This is a genomic window from Thauera phenylacetica B4P (assembly GCF_000310225.1).
GTDB classification, from domain to species: domain Bacteria; phylum Pseudomonadota; class Gammaproteobacteria; order Burkholderiales; family Rhodocyclaceae; genus Thauera; species Thauera phenylacetica.
On record NZ_AMXF01000018.1, the window covers coordinates 1 to 14012 of the forward strand.

General features: G+C 61.2%; 12 protein-coding genes. 1 reads left to right on the forward strand and 11 read right to left on the reverse strand.

Features of this window, described 5'->3' with window-relative positions:
• Positions 1-96: 96 nt before the first annotated feature.
• The 7 genes from C667_RS04690 to C667_RS04715 form a co-directional block, all read right to left on the reverse strand.
• Entirely contained in the window at positions 97-612 is a 516-nt protein-coding gene (locus C667_RS04690; RefSeq protein WP_004357749.1) for a hypothetical protein, read from the reverse strand.
• Positions 609-887: a hypothetical protein gene (locus tag C667_RS04695; RefSeq protein ID WP_004357751.1), complete on the reverse strand. Its 279-nt coding sequence runs from the start codon at positions 885-887 to the stop codon at positions 609-611. Before C667_RS04695 ends, C667_RS04690 begins: the two co-directional genes overlap by 4 nt.
• Positions 888-1468: 581 nt before the next feature.
• Positions 1469-4216 (reverse strand): phospholipase D-like domain-containing anti-phage protein, encoded by a 2748-nt coding sequence (locus C667_RS04700; RefSeq protein ID WP_004357753.1) that lies wholly within the window; start codon positions 4214-4216, stop codon positions 1469-1471.
• A 4-nt stretch (positions 4217-4220) separates the two neighbouring features.
• Positions 4221-5615 (reverse strand): hypothetical protein, encoded by a 1395-nt coding sequence (locus C667_RS04705; RefSeq protein ID WP_004357755.1) that lies wholly within the window; start codon positions 5613-5615, stop codon positions 4221-4223.
• A complete protein-coding gene (locus tag C667_RS04710; protein WP_039920782.1) occupies positions 5612-6964 on the reverse strand; it encodes a ParA family protein in 1353 nt (450 codons plus the stop codon). The genes C667_RS04705 and C667_RS04710 overlap by 4 nt, the downstream gene beginning before the upstream one ends.
• Positions 6961-7377, reverse strand: coding sequence for a hypothetical protein (locus C667_RS24795; RefSeq protein ID WP_004357762.1), 417 nt, complete (start codon positions 7375-7377; stop codon positions 6961-6963). Before C667_RS24795 ends, C667_RS04710 begins: the two co-directional genes overlap by 4 nt.
• Before the next feature lie 10 nt (positions 7378-7387).
• Positions 7388-9913, reverse strand: a complete 2526-nt coding sequence (locus tag C667_RS04715; RefSeq protein WP_211207661.1) for an anti-phage-associated DUF1156 domain-containing protein — start codon at positions 9911-9913, stop codon at positions 7388-7390.
• 163 nt (positions 9914-10076) lie between these two features.
• Here C667_RS04715 and C667_RS04720 point away from each other — a divergent pair, with 163 nt between their 5' ends.
• Positions 10077-11195: an ISAs1 family transposase gene (locus C667_RS04720; protein WP_004357766.1), complete on the forward strand. Its 1119-nt coding sequence runs from the start codon at positions 10077-10079 to the stop codon at positions 11193-11195.
• On the opposite strand, the gene C667_RS04725 is transcribed toward C667_RS04720, so the two are convergent.
• Genes C667_RS04725 through C667_RS04740 form a run of 4 tightly spaced genes read right to left on the reverse strand, consistent with a single transcriptional unit; the run spans position 11192 to position 14011 of the window.
• On the reverse strand, positions 11192-11653 hold the full coding sequence (locus C667_RS04725) for a DUF1156 domain-containing protein (protein ID WP_004357768.1): 462 nt from the start codon (positions 11651-11653) through the stop codon (positions 11192-11194). The two genes, C667_RS04720 and C667_RS04725, sit on opposite strands and share 4 nt — an antisense overlap.
• Positions 11654-11667: 14 nt before the next feature.
• Complete coding sequence (gene darG, locus C667_RS04730) at positions 11668-12726, reverse strand: type II toxin-antitoxin system antitoxin DNA ADP-ribosyl glycohydrolase DarG (RefSeq protein WP_004357770.1); 1059 nt, start codon at positions 12724-12726, stop codon at positions 11668-11670.
• A gap of 17 nt (positions 12727-12743) precedes the next feature.
• Positions 12744-13388 (reverse strand): type II toxin-antitoxin system toxin DNA ADP-ribosyl transferase DarT, encoded by a 645-nt coding sequence (gene darT / locus C667_RS04735; RefSeq protein WP_004357772.1) that lies wholly within the window; start codon positions 13386-13388, stop codon positions 12744-12746.
• Positions 13385-14011: an anti-phage-associated DUF3780 domain-containing protein gene (locus tag C667_RS04740; protein ID WP_211207662.1), complete on the reverse strand. Its 627-nt coding sequence runs from the start codon at positions 14009-14011 to the stop codon at positions 13385-13387. Before C667_RS04740 ends, darT begins: the two co-directional genes overlap by 4 nt.
• Position 14012 lies beyond the last annotated feature (1 nt).

Consider the following 14012-nt stretch of genomic DNA (forward strand, 5'->3'; position numbering starts at 1 on the left):
CGTGTTCGCAGCTGCCGCAGCTCCTACAGGGGGGCGGAACGCGCGGCGGTTTGTGTAGGAGCGCCGGCAGGCGCGAAAGCGGCGGTGCCGCTGCGCCTACCTGGATTTCGTGCGCTTCGACCGCGGCAGCTCGGCGAAGGCGATGCAGTTCACCAGGTTCCACACCGCCAGCATCGCGTACTTGTCGGACTCATCGGCCGCGATCTCGCCCAGCCACTTCGACGTATCGCTCGCCACGTAGGCGGCGAGCGACTTCTCGGGGTGCGCGGAGATGTAGCGCCGAAGCGCGCGACTGCGCAGCGACGGGGTGATGTCCTCGCCGAGGCGCGTCGCCGCCACGAAGCGCGCGAGCTGGCGCTCCTGCTCGTCCTCCGTGATGACCGGCCAGGCCAGCCCGGACTCCTTCATCGCCTGGAAGCAGACCAGCAGCACCCCGACGGCGAACTCGACCTTCTCTATCGGCACCCCGAGCCGGGGCAGCACCAGGATCGAGCCCAGCATGTTTGGCTGCATGCGGAAGATCTCGTCGGCGAGGCGTTCTTTCTGCGCGCGGTCCATCGCCTGAACGGCATCGACGGCCTTCTCCACCGACTCGGTCGACAACCGGCTCATTCGACACCTCCGCGCGCTCCGCACGCAAACCACTCACCCGTCCCAGCGCATGCTCGGCCGCGGCCACCCACACGCGCTCGGCGCCAGGCGGCAAGGGCGACGGCTGCCTGCGCGCCGACGACGCGGAGGATCATCCGCCGGAGCTCAGCGTCGAGAGGCTGCGCGCAGAACGCGTCGGTCAGCGCGGGGATGGCGGCAAACTTCTCCGCCATGGCCTCGGGTGCCGCCGTCAGCCGCTGCGCCGTCTCGTCATCGTAATAGACCTTGAAATGCATCCACGCCTCCTGGTGCTTCGTATTCGTGGCCATCCGTGCGCAGTCAAACAGCCCCGGAGAGCGAGTTTCGGAGCCCGAAACAGGCCACCCGCCTTAAAGCCGCCGGCTCGCCAATCGGCGCGAGCCCTCTGGACCGCCTGCCACGCGCTGGCCGAAGACGCCAGCCTGGTCACGCACGACACCCGGGAGTTCGTACGTGTTGCAGGGCTGCGGGTGGATGAGTGCGTTCGTGCGATGAACGCCCGATTTGCGTGGGTGGCGGCGTAGCGTACTCGTCGGCACCCTTAGCTGGCGCAACGGCAATCGTCGTTCGAGCGGAGCGGCTCTTGGTCGGCCTGCTCCGTCCTTCGACTCTGCTCGGTTGCATGCGGAGGGGATGGCCGCTCGCCGGAATCCTCAATTCACCCTAACGACCCACAAGCGACATTCATCCCCCCGGTGGCCTTGCGGCAGGTTCTGAGCTGACCGGTCCGTCGTTCGCGAACTTCGGTCTGCAGCGCATGGCCGGTGGGCGACCGCCGGCTTGGCTGCCGTCGCTCACTCATCAGCGGTTACAGCGTCCCCGAGCCACGGCGTTCTCGTTACCCCCACGCTGAACACATCAGGGTGGCGAGATCGCGCCGCGACAACACCTCTGTGAATTCGCGCCAGTCCTTCTCCGGCGGCATCATCGTGCCGGTGTAGCGCAGATCGAAGCCTGTCGCGGACTTCTGGGCGTTGATGTATTCGTCCAGCTTTTCGCCCAGTGTTTCGATATCCATGATCCACTCGTCCTTGATGGTGTCCGGCAGCGAGCCGAAAAGGTCGTACCGGTTCTTCATGCGCTCGGACAGGCGTTCGTAGATCTTCTCGTCCACCGTCTGCTCAAACACAAGATTCAGCATGTCCACGGTTTCACGCCGCTGGCCGAAGCGCTTGATGCGGCCGATGCGTTGTTCAAGTCGCGTCGGGTTCCACGGAAGATCGATATTAATCAGCGTACCCAAGGTTTGCAGGTTCAAACCTTCACAGGCGGCGTCTGTCGCCACCATGACGCGAATCTGGTGCTCGGTCACCATGCGCTTGAGGGTTTCGCGCTCGACACTCACGCTGTCACCGCGCTGGTAGAGGCGGCTGCGGCCCGCGCCCGCGTAAAGACCGACTGCCTCCTCGGGATAGCGGGCCGCAAGCGAGTCGGCCAGCCATTTCGCAGTGTCGTAGTACTGGCTGAAGATGATGACGCCCAAGTCCAGCCAATGCTCCTTATCCAGAAAGTGAACGACGGCCTCCATCTTGGGGTCAGCCTCCAGCCGCTCAAGCCGGGCGATCAGGCGTTGCAGCACCTCGCGCTCTTCGCCGGTCTCGACCATGACGTCGCCTTCCTGGTCTTCGTCTTCTTCATGCACGGCGTCGCCCTCCAGCAAGCGCCGCGCCGTCGCCAGGCCTGCTTGGATGCTGGAACAAATGCGCTGCTCCATCAGATTCTTCATGAAGCCGCTGCCCTTACCGCGCCTGGCCAGCGCCTTGCCGAAGGCACGCGCTTCGTCATACGCCTGCCGAAAGTCTTCCGAGGTGCGCAGTGCCTTCCCTTCGAACAAAACGTCGAAGGCGCGCTGCTCTGTGGCTTTCCCGCGTTCGGGATGAACATCCACCCCCACCCTCGCCAGCAAGCCCGCGTCCTCGAGCTGCTGGCGCTTGCGCAGCACCACATGGCGCACCAACGGGTTCTCGCGCTGGAAAAAGGTCGCCCCGATAATGCGTCGCTCCAATTCCTCTTCCAGAATTTCGAGCGTTTCTTCCGTCAACTCGGCAAGCGAACGGTTCGTTTGCCACTCGCCGATTTGGAGGCCCAGATCTTGCCGGATAGCAGAGAACATGCGCCGGGCGCGAGGCTCGCTGGTTGATTCCATACGCGGTAGCGGCGAGCGCAACAGCTCCCAGGCATGAGCCAGCGTTTCAACCTCCACGCGGCCAGCAAGGATGTCGAGCACCTCATCGGGCCGGTGCCACGGTGCGAGGTCGTGGCCCAGCACGAAGCGCCCCGGGCCTTGGTGCAGGATGCCCAGCAAATCCCATAGATCGGCAGGATTTGTCTGGATCGGCGTGGCGGTGCCCAACAGCACATGATCGGCGCGTGCGGCGACCTCGCGCATGAAGGCCAACAGCTCGTTCGGTGTTCCGGCCTCCTTGCCGAAGCCCTGGCGGGTTCTGGCCTTGTGCGCCTCATCCAGAATGACGACGCCGAAGCGCATCCCCAGCAGATACTGTTTCTCCAGCGAATCACGCATCATCAGGCCGGTGGAGACAATGCCGATGCGCAGCGGGCAATGCGCGATTTGCTCGCGTCCCGCAGGTGACAGCACGCGCTCGTCCGCATCCCGCCAGACCTTGCCTACGGTATCCCAGCGCGCGGTCGGGATGCCCAGCTTGTCCAGCATTTCGGTCTGCCACTGCTCCGTCAACGTGGCGGGGGCGAAGATCACCACCGGGCGGCGTGGGCCGCCTTTTTGTGCAGAGGGCTTATCCGCCAACAGGCATAGCGTCAGCGCTGCGGTGCCAAGCGCCAGCGTCTTGCCCAGCCCCACTTCGTCGGCGAGCAGCAGACGCACGGTACCGTGCAAGCGCTGATGACGAAGACACTCGGTCAGAAAGCCCTGCTGCCATGGTTGTAGCTGCTGGCCTTCCCGGTACAGGGGCGATTCAATCAGTGCCGCAGGCGCAAGATTCTCGTCATCCTCGATTTCGATGAACTCGATCTCACGCCGATAGCCGCGCCGATGTACCTCGCGGATGACGGCCTGCGGCAGCGGCTTGGCGGCATTCCAGAGGAAGTCGAACTCCTCCTCAATCCATGCCACACCTTCCGGCGATTCGTCTTCCCACAGGATTTCGTAGTGCCGTTGCCAGCCGCTGCGTGTCTCGTTCATCGAGCCAATGAAGCCCAACCGGCGGCCATTAGCCAGCGTGATCACACCTGCCTTGCCATGAACGAAACCGCAGATGTCGTCGGGCGCGACGCGGACCGCCTGCCCATGCTTGGCGAGAAATCCATCAAGCAGTCGGTAGCGTTCGCGGTTCAGCAGCGCCTCCGCCTCCAGGCCGCGCTCGTTCCAGCGGCCTAGCATCTTGCTCTCGCGCAGTTGCGCCACCTTCAGGTCGTCCGGGTGGATATCCACGTTGCAGACGATCTTGACCTCGGGAATGTGCTCCAGCGCCTCGCCGGCCACCTCAAACAAGGAGCTGGTGAAATAGCCCGCGATGCGCTTATAGCTTCTGGCACCGGCCAGGTGCCGCATCAAAAAGCTGGCATCCAGCCGATGGGTACGCGAAGAGAAACGGCGAATGGCCATCTGCTCAGTTCCTGGGCTTCACGCCACCCTTGCGGCCCAGGCCGAAGCCGACTCGGTAAAGGTCGGGCATGTCGATACGCCCGTCCTTCTTGGTTTCCATCAAGCCAAGACGTTCCAGGTCTTGCCGCAAGCCGTCCCACCCACCTTCTGCGTGCTGGGCAGGCAGCCCAGAAGCGAGATCCTTCGGGCCTTTCGGAAACGCGGCATTCCAGTGCGTCTGTACCATCTCGACGGTGGCGGGAACGTTCATGCCTTTTAGCGTCGAGAGGATCGTCGGCACCCAGGGATAGTCCTCGGCCATTTCCTGGACGCGGATTTCCGATGCTTTCTGGATGCCGCGCTTGATGCTCTCGTAGTGCAGCGCGAGCTCATGTTGTGGGTAGCGCTCACGAGAGTCCTCTGCCGCTTGACGGATCGCTGCCACAAAAGATCGCGGCGATGTCTGCCCTCGCCCATCGGCCAGATGGCCCACCGCCCATGTGTAAGGCACGCCACGTCGTTTGTCCCGCCCCATCCAAGGGCCAGCCAGCTTCTCGAATGCTCCACGCTGTAAGGCGGACTCAGACTTCATTTCCGGCACCAGTTGCCACACACCATCCTGTTGAACGGCTGGGCACAGCTCGCGACACCTGGCACCGTGCTCTCCCGGCGCGTTGACCAAGCGCTGCCACAGCATTCCGTGCAGATCGTGCCTCGCCCAGCTCAACTCGGCCTTGGTTGCGAGGAGCTTGGATGCATCGGGAAAATCGAACACCTTGCGTTCGGCCTGATCCTCGCGAAGAAACACTTTGGCATGAAGGCCGGAAAAAGTCTTGAGCCAAAGCACTGCACGAAGCAACCCCTTGACGATCGCGTCCATGCGCTGCCAGTCGTCACTGGTGCGATCCAGGGCATCAAACAGCAACAGGCCCTTCCAGTTCCGCGCCCGCAGCATCAACTGTGCCGCTGCTTCTGGTTCCGCTTTGAGCCAGGCGGAAGTGTCTGTCCACTTTCCGTTGGGGATCATCTCGCCTGCACGCTCGGCCACCCATCGCAGCACCACCGCCCGCCACATGTTGTAAGGGTCGCCCCCCTGATCGATGAACGCTGAAAACACGTCGGCATTCGGGTATCGATCGATGTCTTCGTTGCTGGCAAAGCCGACACGAACCTCGATGTCCTGCAGCTCGGAAGCGGCGGCGCCCAGAAGTTTTCTCAAAGGTTCGGATTGCAATGCCGACGTCCAGAAGGACTTACCCACACCACGGCTGCCCACCACGACGTGCGCGTCCAGTCTCAGTGCCTTGAGATGGGAGACCGGCAGGTAGAGCGTCTGAGGCTCCGGCGTTTCGCCGAAATTGCTGGTTTCCAGCGCTGCTGCCAGGATGGCTTCACGCAGTTGTTGAGCTTGCGTCGTCATGCTTGCCTCGTCACTTCGGCGACATGGTTCACGCCTTCGAGCAATGGGCCAAAAATGGCCTTCACTTCCTGGGTATCGATCACGGCAAGGCGCCCCTGCAGCGAGCGCAGCCCGGCAAAGCTGCGGTGCCAGTTGACCGCCCACGGATGATGTGGCGCACCCTCGTCAGCCTCGTCGAAGTTCCAGCCCTCAACCAGACTCCCGACCTGCCACGTCCGCTTGCCATCCACTTCTTTCGGTCCAACGGTATCGGGTGTTGCAGGCGCAATATCGTCGTAGAGCGTGACCCCGAATACCTCATAGGAATGCTCGCGCAAGCCTTCAAGATATTCGACACGATCAAGTTCGGGAACGACCGCGCCGACCACCTGCAAGCGCTCGCGTATCTGCTCTGCAACGCCAGCACGCTGCCATTGCTCGAACAGCATTCGGTAACCGTTCCAGGTCTGCTCACCTTCGAGCGCAAACAGCAGAATCAGATTCGCACCCATGTCCGTGATGCAGGCAGAGGCGATTTCGTCGATGCCGGAGCGCGAGTCGATCAGCACCACGTCGGGCCGAACGCGGGCTTCCAGCGCCTGCAACAAGCGCTCAAGGCGAGCCGACCACGTTTCGCGCCTTCCATCGGCGTGCAACTTGGGCATCCAGACGCGGCCCAGCTTGGCGATGTATTCGCCGTGTTCCGCACCATGCGCAGGAACGACATGTATTTCACCGTCATGAGAGAGATTGCTGGTAGCAACCATGCTGTCGAGAACGACATCGCCGTTGCCCACCAGGTCTTCAACTAGCCAATCGGTGATGCCGTACATGGGCTGGCGTTCTGGCGGCAGAAGCGCGGAAGACAGACCGGGAGATTCCAGATCAAGATCGAGCACCAATACCCGCTTGCCCGCCTGAGCGAGACTCCACGCAGTCGCTGCCAAGGCGGTGGAGCGGCCGACGCCACCCTTGATGGAGAAAAACACGATGCGCGGCACACCCACAGTTTCGGGTGCAATGTGCGCCCAGTTCGCCTCAGTTGCCAATCGATCCACCACCCATACTGTATCGAGGCCATCCAGTAGGTAATGTGTTGCACCTTGGCACGCTAGCTCACGGCTCGCCTCGTACAGAATTCCCGAATCAGTGGGATAGGCATGGGGTACAAGACGCTCGGAGAGCGCCTGATAAACCGCTTCGATATCCGCACGTCGCACCTCGTGCTCCCCGGCCTGCTCTGGTGCGATGAAGCGTACCCGACCGTTGAGATCACGATTGATGACCAGCCACTCCAGGGGCGCGATCTTATCGCGGTGAGCACTCAGAACCTCGTTCGTGATCGGAACGACTTGATCGAAGGTGGTCATAGCAAACCCTCGCGTTGTGCCTTGCCGATCAGGTTGCGAATGGTTAGCGCACCCGCCTGATGCCCCTGTGCCCGCGCCTGATCGAAATTGGACTGATGGGCGTAGCGATCCGACACGTCCCAATTGCCAAACGGGTTGCCAGCAGGCAATCCATAACCCACGCCATGCGCATGGCCGCTGCGATAGCTTTCGAAACGCACCCAGGTGCCATCCGCATGTGCCCGATCCTGCTTACTGGCTGGCCAATCTTTGCCCGTGTCGTAAGGCATTCCGAACGCCAGCATCAGCCGCTTCATTCCACACTCCGCCGCCATGCCGTACAGATGATCGGCGTTGGCCCAGCGCTGCGCCTGAAACAAGCGCTCCGCATCACCCCAATGGCGTTCATGCGCATCCAGAAAATCCGCTTGCATGCAATCTCCCTCACTCGCCGAAGCGCAGGTTCTTCAAGCGCGCCCCCAATACCTCGGCGGCAGAGCGCACCTCAGATTCGGGCGCTTTGCGCTCGATGAAGGCCAGCATGTCCACCAGCAGGGAGCGGACTTCCAGGAAGTCCACCATCTCGGCGCGCAGTTGCTCGACGATGACCTGTGCCTCGGTGTCCTTAAGCAGTTGTTGCAAGGCAATGATGAGCTGACCCAGCCGCGTCACGCCGATCTCGGTGGCATCGGTCAGATCGCGCGAGGCGTATTCGCTGATGCGCTTGAGGCGTGCGTTGTTGGGCCGCATGTCGCCCATCACGCGGCTGTAGTCCGTCACGCGGAACGCCTTGGCGAAGTTCTGATAGTTGTCCAGCTTGGACGCGCCTGCGGTTTCCATGTCCATCATCCGCAGTACAAAGCGTTCAATGCCAGTGAGGCGCCCCCACGCGTCGGCGGTGAGGCCCTCTGGAACGAGCAGGCTGGATGCGGTTTCCGCTGCCTGCTGGACGATTTCGTCCACCACTGTGACTTCACCCCGTGCGCGCGGGCGCAGGGCGAAGGTGGTGACGTCCTCGTCGCCGATGCGTGTGTAGGCGGTCAGCACCTTTAGCGCTGCCGCATAACCGGCCATCTGCAAATCGGAGTCGCCCCACACCGGCTCACCGTGGTGGGCGGCCACAGTGTCGTTCAGGTGCATCATGGTTTCGATCTGCCGCGCCACTTCCTGCCGAACGGCGGGCAACAGACGCTGCTTGAAACCAGTACGCTCGCCAGCCGCGCGCTTCTTGAGCATCAGGATGACGGTACCCTGGACGTAGCCCCCTTTCTTGAGCTCGGATGTGGTTTCGGTGGCGATGTACCAGGCAGCGACCACTTGCAGACCCGCAGCCCAGAAGATGCCGATCAAGTCGCCCCAGACGGCCGTGTCCTGATGCGTGAACATCACGCACTGCATACCGTTATCGGGCATGTGCTCGGCCATTCCCTTGTAGGCGGCTACCATGCCACGCCTGAAATCCTCGCCGGAACCTTTGATCGCTAGCGCCCGGCGCGAGTCCCAAACCCATTCATCTAAGGGTTTGGGTGGGTTTTTTCTCAGCCAAGCGATAAAAAATTCTGTGATCTCGTGATAATTCACCGCGTCGGCGTACGGTGGATCAGTTATCCACTGGTCGCAGATTTTTGTCGGGCTCTCTGCTCCGTGAGTAATTACCTCGATAGACGGGGTCATTGAAAAACCGCGATCTTTGTCCGGGAATGTCTTGTAAAAGATGTTCTCGGTTAGTGTGTAGTTTGAGTATTGGGCGTAGTTGTACTGGGTGTTTAGCGCTTGATTAGTAAAAACATGGACTGGACCGCCATCCCACTTCGGGCTTGTACCCCACCCACATAGTTTTGAGTTGAAATCGAGCGTATTGGCGAGCCCGAGAAGGGTGTTCGCTCCGGTGGCATGTTTCTTTAGTAGCGCTGAGAAAAGTAACTGCCGTGCATTGAACAGGTGATGCCAATGCGTCCAGCCGCGCTCGCGAAATAGACGTGTCGTCTCATCACCCGGCTCGATAGCCATGTCTGGCGTCAGACCTTCATGCTGCCAGCGGGCCAGGTTTTCAGACACTACGGATTCCAACCTACGTTCACGTTCGAGGTCAGCCTCAGTGGGGGCTGCAAAATACGTCTCCTGGCGAGCCGCGGTTAGGGTTTCCTTCTTGATCCACTGGATGCAGTACAACCGCTCCTGGAAAATGTCATCCGGTCGCGGCCTGAACTCGTCCTTCTCCCATCGGCGTATACGGTTGCCTGTCGTTCCATCGGGTAGGCGGAAGTCGCCGCGCAATGTTTTGATAGGAGTACGGTAAGTCTTGCCGTCCAACTCGTAGATAAGATCGCCATCTTTGACGGTACCCTGGTCGGCTGCTTTCATTGCAGCATCGGATACACCGCTAAGAATTTCAATTCTGAAACGCTTTTCGACGTGAACCGGCTTGAGTTGCGCAATCACATTGCGCGTCTTGGAAATGATCCAGTTTGGTGCCATAGGCACCAGCCAGCCCGTCTCTGGACAGCGGGTTTCAAGGCAATACAGATATGCCTTGCTTCGGTTGCCCTGCGCGTCATGCTCAATACCTAAGCGTGTGATATCTGCGTCCACCTTCTCGGCAACAGTACGCTGCGCGTTTTCGATTGCGGTACGCTGTTCAGTACTGGCTCCGATAATGTTTAAGGCACCCCAGGTCAGCATACAGGCGACGGGATTTAGGTCGGACGCATAGACATCGCAGCCAAGACGTGCTGCCTCGAAGGGAATGGACCCGCCACCGCTAAATGTGTCTCCCACGCGGGGGCGATGCCCATACCTTAGGAGACCGAGTTGCTCGACCAGTTCCGGAAACGAATGCGCATTGATGCCTAAGTGCGCGTAGTGCCGGTTGACAACCGGCCAAACTGGGGAATGGAGCCAGTCCTGATCGACCTCTTCCGGGCGCTTGCATAGGCTCGACTTTTCTTCGTAGCTCCCGAGGGTAGCCACAGGGCCTCCGCACTCGGAATGCATTCTCCCTGATCGCATAAGCACCTGAAAATAGTCGTTCACATTCAACATCTTATGCATTCACCTTGTGGACCCTTCGAAAATCACGTCTACTCTCGTCTTTTGGGCGAAGAGCGTGAGTGCGACGCAGAGGGGTTCCCTGATGAGCTATCTGGACGAAATCGATGATCCGCGCAAGCCGAGTAACGGGACCTTGCACGACTTCCGGGAGATCCTGGTGATCCTGATCGCCGCCGTGCTCTCGGATTGCGACACGGTCGAGGACATCACCTTCTGGGCGCGCACCAAGGAGGCGTGGTTGCGCCGCTTCCTCGTGCTCAAGAACGGCATCCCGTCCGAGGAGACCTTCCTGCGGATCCTGCGCGCGCTCGATCCGAAGCAGTTCGAGAACATGTTCCGGCGCTGGGTGGGCGGCGTGGTCGGTGCGCTCAGCGACGATGCGGGCCTGGCTGGCACGATTGCGGTCGACGGCAAGACCGTGCGCGGCTCGGGCACGGGCGGCGAGAGTGCGATCCACATGGTCAGCGCCTTCGCCACCGAGCTGGGACTGGTGCTCGGCCAGGAGAAGGTCGCCACCAAGAGCAATGAAATAACGGCGATTCCCGAGCTGCTCGAGGCGCTGTCGATCAAGGGACTGCTGGTCACGATCGACGCGATGGGCTGCCAGAAAAGCATTGCCAAACAGATCGTTGCGAAGAAGGGCGACTACCTGCTGATGGTCAAGGGTAACCAGCCCAAGTTGCTCGAAGCGATCGAGATCGCCTTCATCGACCAGCACGGCGTCGAGTCGGTCGACCGCAGCGCGCTGGTCGAGCGCGGCCATGGACGCACCGTTGGGCAGATCGCCTCGGTGCTGTCGTCCAAGGGCATCGTCGATCCGGGCGACTGGCCCAAGTGTGTGACGATTGGGCGCATCGACTCCATGCGGGTCGTCGGCGACAAGGAATCCGATCTGGAGCGGCGTTACTACATCAGCTCGCGCGCCCTCACCGCCGAGCAACTGGCTGCAGCGGTGCGAGCGCACTGGGGCGTGGAGAACCGGCTTCACTGGATCCTCGACGTCAGCTTCAGCGAGGACGCCAGCACGGTGGCCAAAGATAATGCGCCGCAGAACCTGTCGATGCTGCGCAAGATCGCGCTCAACATCATCCGCGCCGACAAGACCGACACGCGCAAGAGCAGCCTTCGGCTCAAGCGCAAGGGGGCGGCGTGGGATGACGGAGTACGGGAGCGCATGCTGGGGATCAGATCGATATGCTAGGCGAGTGCGGAGGCCCTGAGGGTAGCCAGCGCTCGACGGTACAGCACCAGTTTGTCTTCATCCGTGGCGTCCCGCCGCCAGCCCCGGCCACTGAAGTAGCGCTCCGGGTCGGCTATGGGGATCATTTCCTGCAGTTTGCCTGCGGAGAACGCATTGGCCGCCAGCGCACGACGGGCCAGTCCCTCGTCGTCAAACGCCATCAGCTTCTCGAATACGGCGAGGTCGGCTTCCGCGTCGTTCGTGAGTGGCAAATGGCTGCCCAGCACGATCGCGCGCACCAGGATCAATGGTTTCCGGCCTTTCCAGTAGGAACCAAGGGCAGTCAATGTTTGCGCGGGACCTGCCTTGCGCTCGCGCTGTGCCTCGAAGGAAACCTTTTGTGCCGGAAACACCGTCTCGATCAGTGCCGGCGCATCTTTCAAGGCCAAAGGCGTGAGGGTGGTGGTTGTTTGCTGCATTCTTTATTGAATCCTCAATGGGCATGAGCCATTTCTTGCGACAGCCAGCCTTGGGAGCGCAACCGCTCTTCGGCAATGGCAAGCTGGCGCGGGGTGAACTGCTGCTTGCGTGCGTTCCAGCCATAGACCTGACGTTCTACGCTCTCGTGCTGTGTGGCACCCTCGCGGCTCATCACCCAGTGCACTGTGGCCAGGAGTTCTAGCCCGTAAGGCGACTCGAAGCCCTCGACCAGCTTGGTTACGCGCTCGAAACGGGCGCGGCTGATGTCGTGGTGATCCAGATAATCCTTGGCTTCTTCCACCGCACCGGGCACCAGAGTGAGCGGCTTATCTGGCGCATCGCCGCCGTCAGCATACCCAGCGATCAAATGGCCTTCCACCGCCTTCAGCACATGGCGCAGGTTCTCGGCATAAGGGCCGTAGTGATGCTTGACGTACTGGAGACGCAGCGGCTCACCAGCCTCCTGCATGAAATACATCAGCTTGTGGACTTCAAGCAGGGTGACAAAGGGGTCAAGCAGGCCGCCAAGATAGCGCTGCATCAGTTCCACCAAGGCGGCGCGACCCGCCGTCATTTTGGGTACCTCGCGCACGTGCGCCATCTTGTCGTTGGCCGGAGCCCCCTTCGGCTCAAACACCAGCACGCGCACGTCGGCAAGCTCTGTCAGTGCGCGCTCAATGCGTGGGCGCACCTCGTTCCAGTCCAGCCCGCCCAGGCCTGCGCCCAGCGGCGGGATGGCGATGGAGCGAATGCCCTTGTCGCGGATGACATTGACCAGATCGACAAGGCCCGCATCGATGTCTTCAATACGGCTCTTGCCGCGCCAGTGGCGTTTGGTCGGGAAGTTGATGATGAAGCGCGGCAATGTGAGCTGCCCCGTCTCAAAAACGAACATGCGACCAGGCTGCACCGCTTCGCGTTTGCAGGCGGCCTCGTAAGCCTTGAAGTTTTCAGGGTAAACGTTCTTGAACTGCAAGGCGATGCCACGCCCCATCACGCCGACGCAATTGACGGTGTTGACCAGTGCGTCGGCCTCACACTGGAGGATGTCGCCCGAGGTGTACTCGATCATGGCTGTGCTCCTCTCATTCAGTAATACCAGTCCGGGCGCACTTCGACCGGAGGCCGGTGTCCGTGCGCCGGAAGGGCGTTGACGACTTGTCGATAGACCGTGGCCGACTGCACGCCGATGCGCTCGATCAGATGCCACGGAAAATGTTGCTCCAACAGGAACTCGGCTTGTTTGCCTTCTTTCAGGCCGCCACTCCAGTTGTTCGCCTGCACCGCCGCCCAGTTGATTTCACCAAGACGCGCCAAGTCATTACGGTCTTCAAAGAAATACGATCCGGCGTTTGATAGCGTGAAGGCCCAGCGAGCGGGTTGCGCGTTGGCCCAGGCCACAACTGCGCCCAAATCTGCTTGCAAGTGGATGATGGACGCTTGCCCACCTTGGTAAGCCAGTTCTGCGTTGCGTCGGTGGATCAAATACAGCATCACGGATCGCGGGCAGAAGTAAAACGGCACGCAGGCACCGACGAACAAGCCGGGATGACTTGCAAGCTGAAGCTCAGTCAAACGACGCTGCTTGATGTGGTTCATCCCAATCATCGTTCCGCCCAGCGCCTGGGCTTGCACCACTGCGTCCGACAAGAGGCCACCTGTTGCGACGATGGAGGGCAGACGATCCACGTGGGCAATGTGGTAGATCTTCGGCTGCGGGGGCACGGCGTTCATGGCGCTTCGTCTCCGAACAGCCCTAATGAGGCCTGGGCAACTTCCTGTTCCGGCTTGCCGCGTCGGGCACGAGGAGCGAGCAGTTCGCTCTGTGCCACATCGCCCAAGGCGTGTTTGAGCGCTGCGCGCCAGCCCTTGCCCGCATCCATCACGCCGCCGGTGCTCATGGCCGTCATGCCAAACAGCCACCAGCGTTCCTCCGGGCGCAGCGCCAACCAGTTGCGCACGGCGACTGGAATCTTCTCCATCTCCATCTGCTCGACGGCCCAGGCCAGTACGCATAATTCCTTGCCGAGCAAGCGATCCACTGGGTTGTCGCCGACCTTCCACGCACCGGGCTTGATGCCATGCGCGGCCAGACGAGCGTTGAAGGCTCGTTGAACTTCGGCGCGGATGGCGGTCCAGCGCGGGCGATCCAGCAGAACGCGGTCAATCACCGCGTTGTCGTTGCTTGCCGACTGCAAGCCGAGGTGCTCACTGATCTGAACTTTGCCCGTGCTGGCCTTGGGAATAACGACCTTGAAGTGATGAGGATCAGAAGTCGCAGGCACGCCAAAACCCAGCGTGTGCAGCACTTGCGCACGCGCCTTGGGCGATAGTGTGTTACCTGCAACTTTGGCCATC

What these genes read in the sequence shown, in the direction of transcription:
- C667_RS04690 (WP_004357749.1), bottom strand. Translation starts at nt 612, where the DNA reads ATGAGCCGGTTGTCGACCGAGTCGGTGGAGAAGGCCGTCGATGCCGTT.
- C667_RS04695 (WP_004357751.1), bottom strand. Translation starts at nt 887, where the DNA reads ATGCATTTCAAGGTCTATTACGATGACGAGACGGCGCAGCGGCTGACG.
- C667_RS04700 (WP_004357753.1), bottom strand. Translation starts at nt 4,216, where the DNA reads ATGGCCATTCGCCGTTTCTCTTCGCGTACCCATCGGCTGGATGCCAGC.
- C667_RS04705 (WP_004357755.1), bottom strand. Translation starts at nt 5,615, where the DNA reads ATGACGACGCAAGCTCAACAACTGCGTGAAGCCATCCTGGCAGCAGCG.
- C667_RS04710 (WP_039920782.1), bottom strand. Translation starts at nt 6,964, where the DNA reads ATGACCACCTTCGATCAAGTCGTTCCGATCACGAACGAGGTTCTGAGT.
- C667_RS24795 (WP_004357762.1), bottom strand. Translation starts at nt 7,377, where the DNA reads ATGCAAGCGGATTTTCTGGATGCGCATGAACGCCATTGGGGTGATGCG.
- C667_RS04720 (WP_004357766.1), top strand. Translation starts at nt 10,077, where the DNA reads ATGAGCTATCTGGACGAAATCGATGATCCGCGCAAGCCGAGTAACGGG.
- C667_RS04725 (WP_004357768.1), bottom strand. Translation starts at nt 11,653, where the DNA reads ATGCAGCAAACAACCACCACCCTCACGCCTTTGGCCTTGAAAGATGCG.
- darG (WP_004357770.1), bottom strand. Translation starts at nt 12,726, where the DNA reads ATGATCGAGTACACCTCGGGCGACATCCTCCAGTGTGAGGCCGACGCA.
- darT (WP_004357772.1), bottom strand. Translation starts at nt 13,388, where the DNA reads ATGAACGCCGTGCCCCCGCAGCCGAAGATCTACCACATTGCCCACGTG.
- C667_RS04740 (WP_211207662.1), bottom strand. Translation starts at nt 14,011, where the DNA reads ATGGCCAAAGTTGCAGGTAACACACTATCGCCCAAGGCGCGTGCGCAA.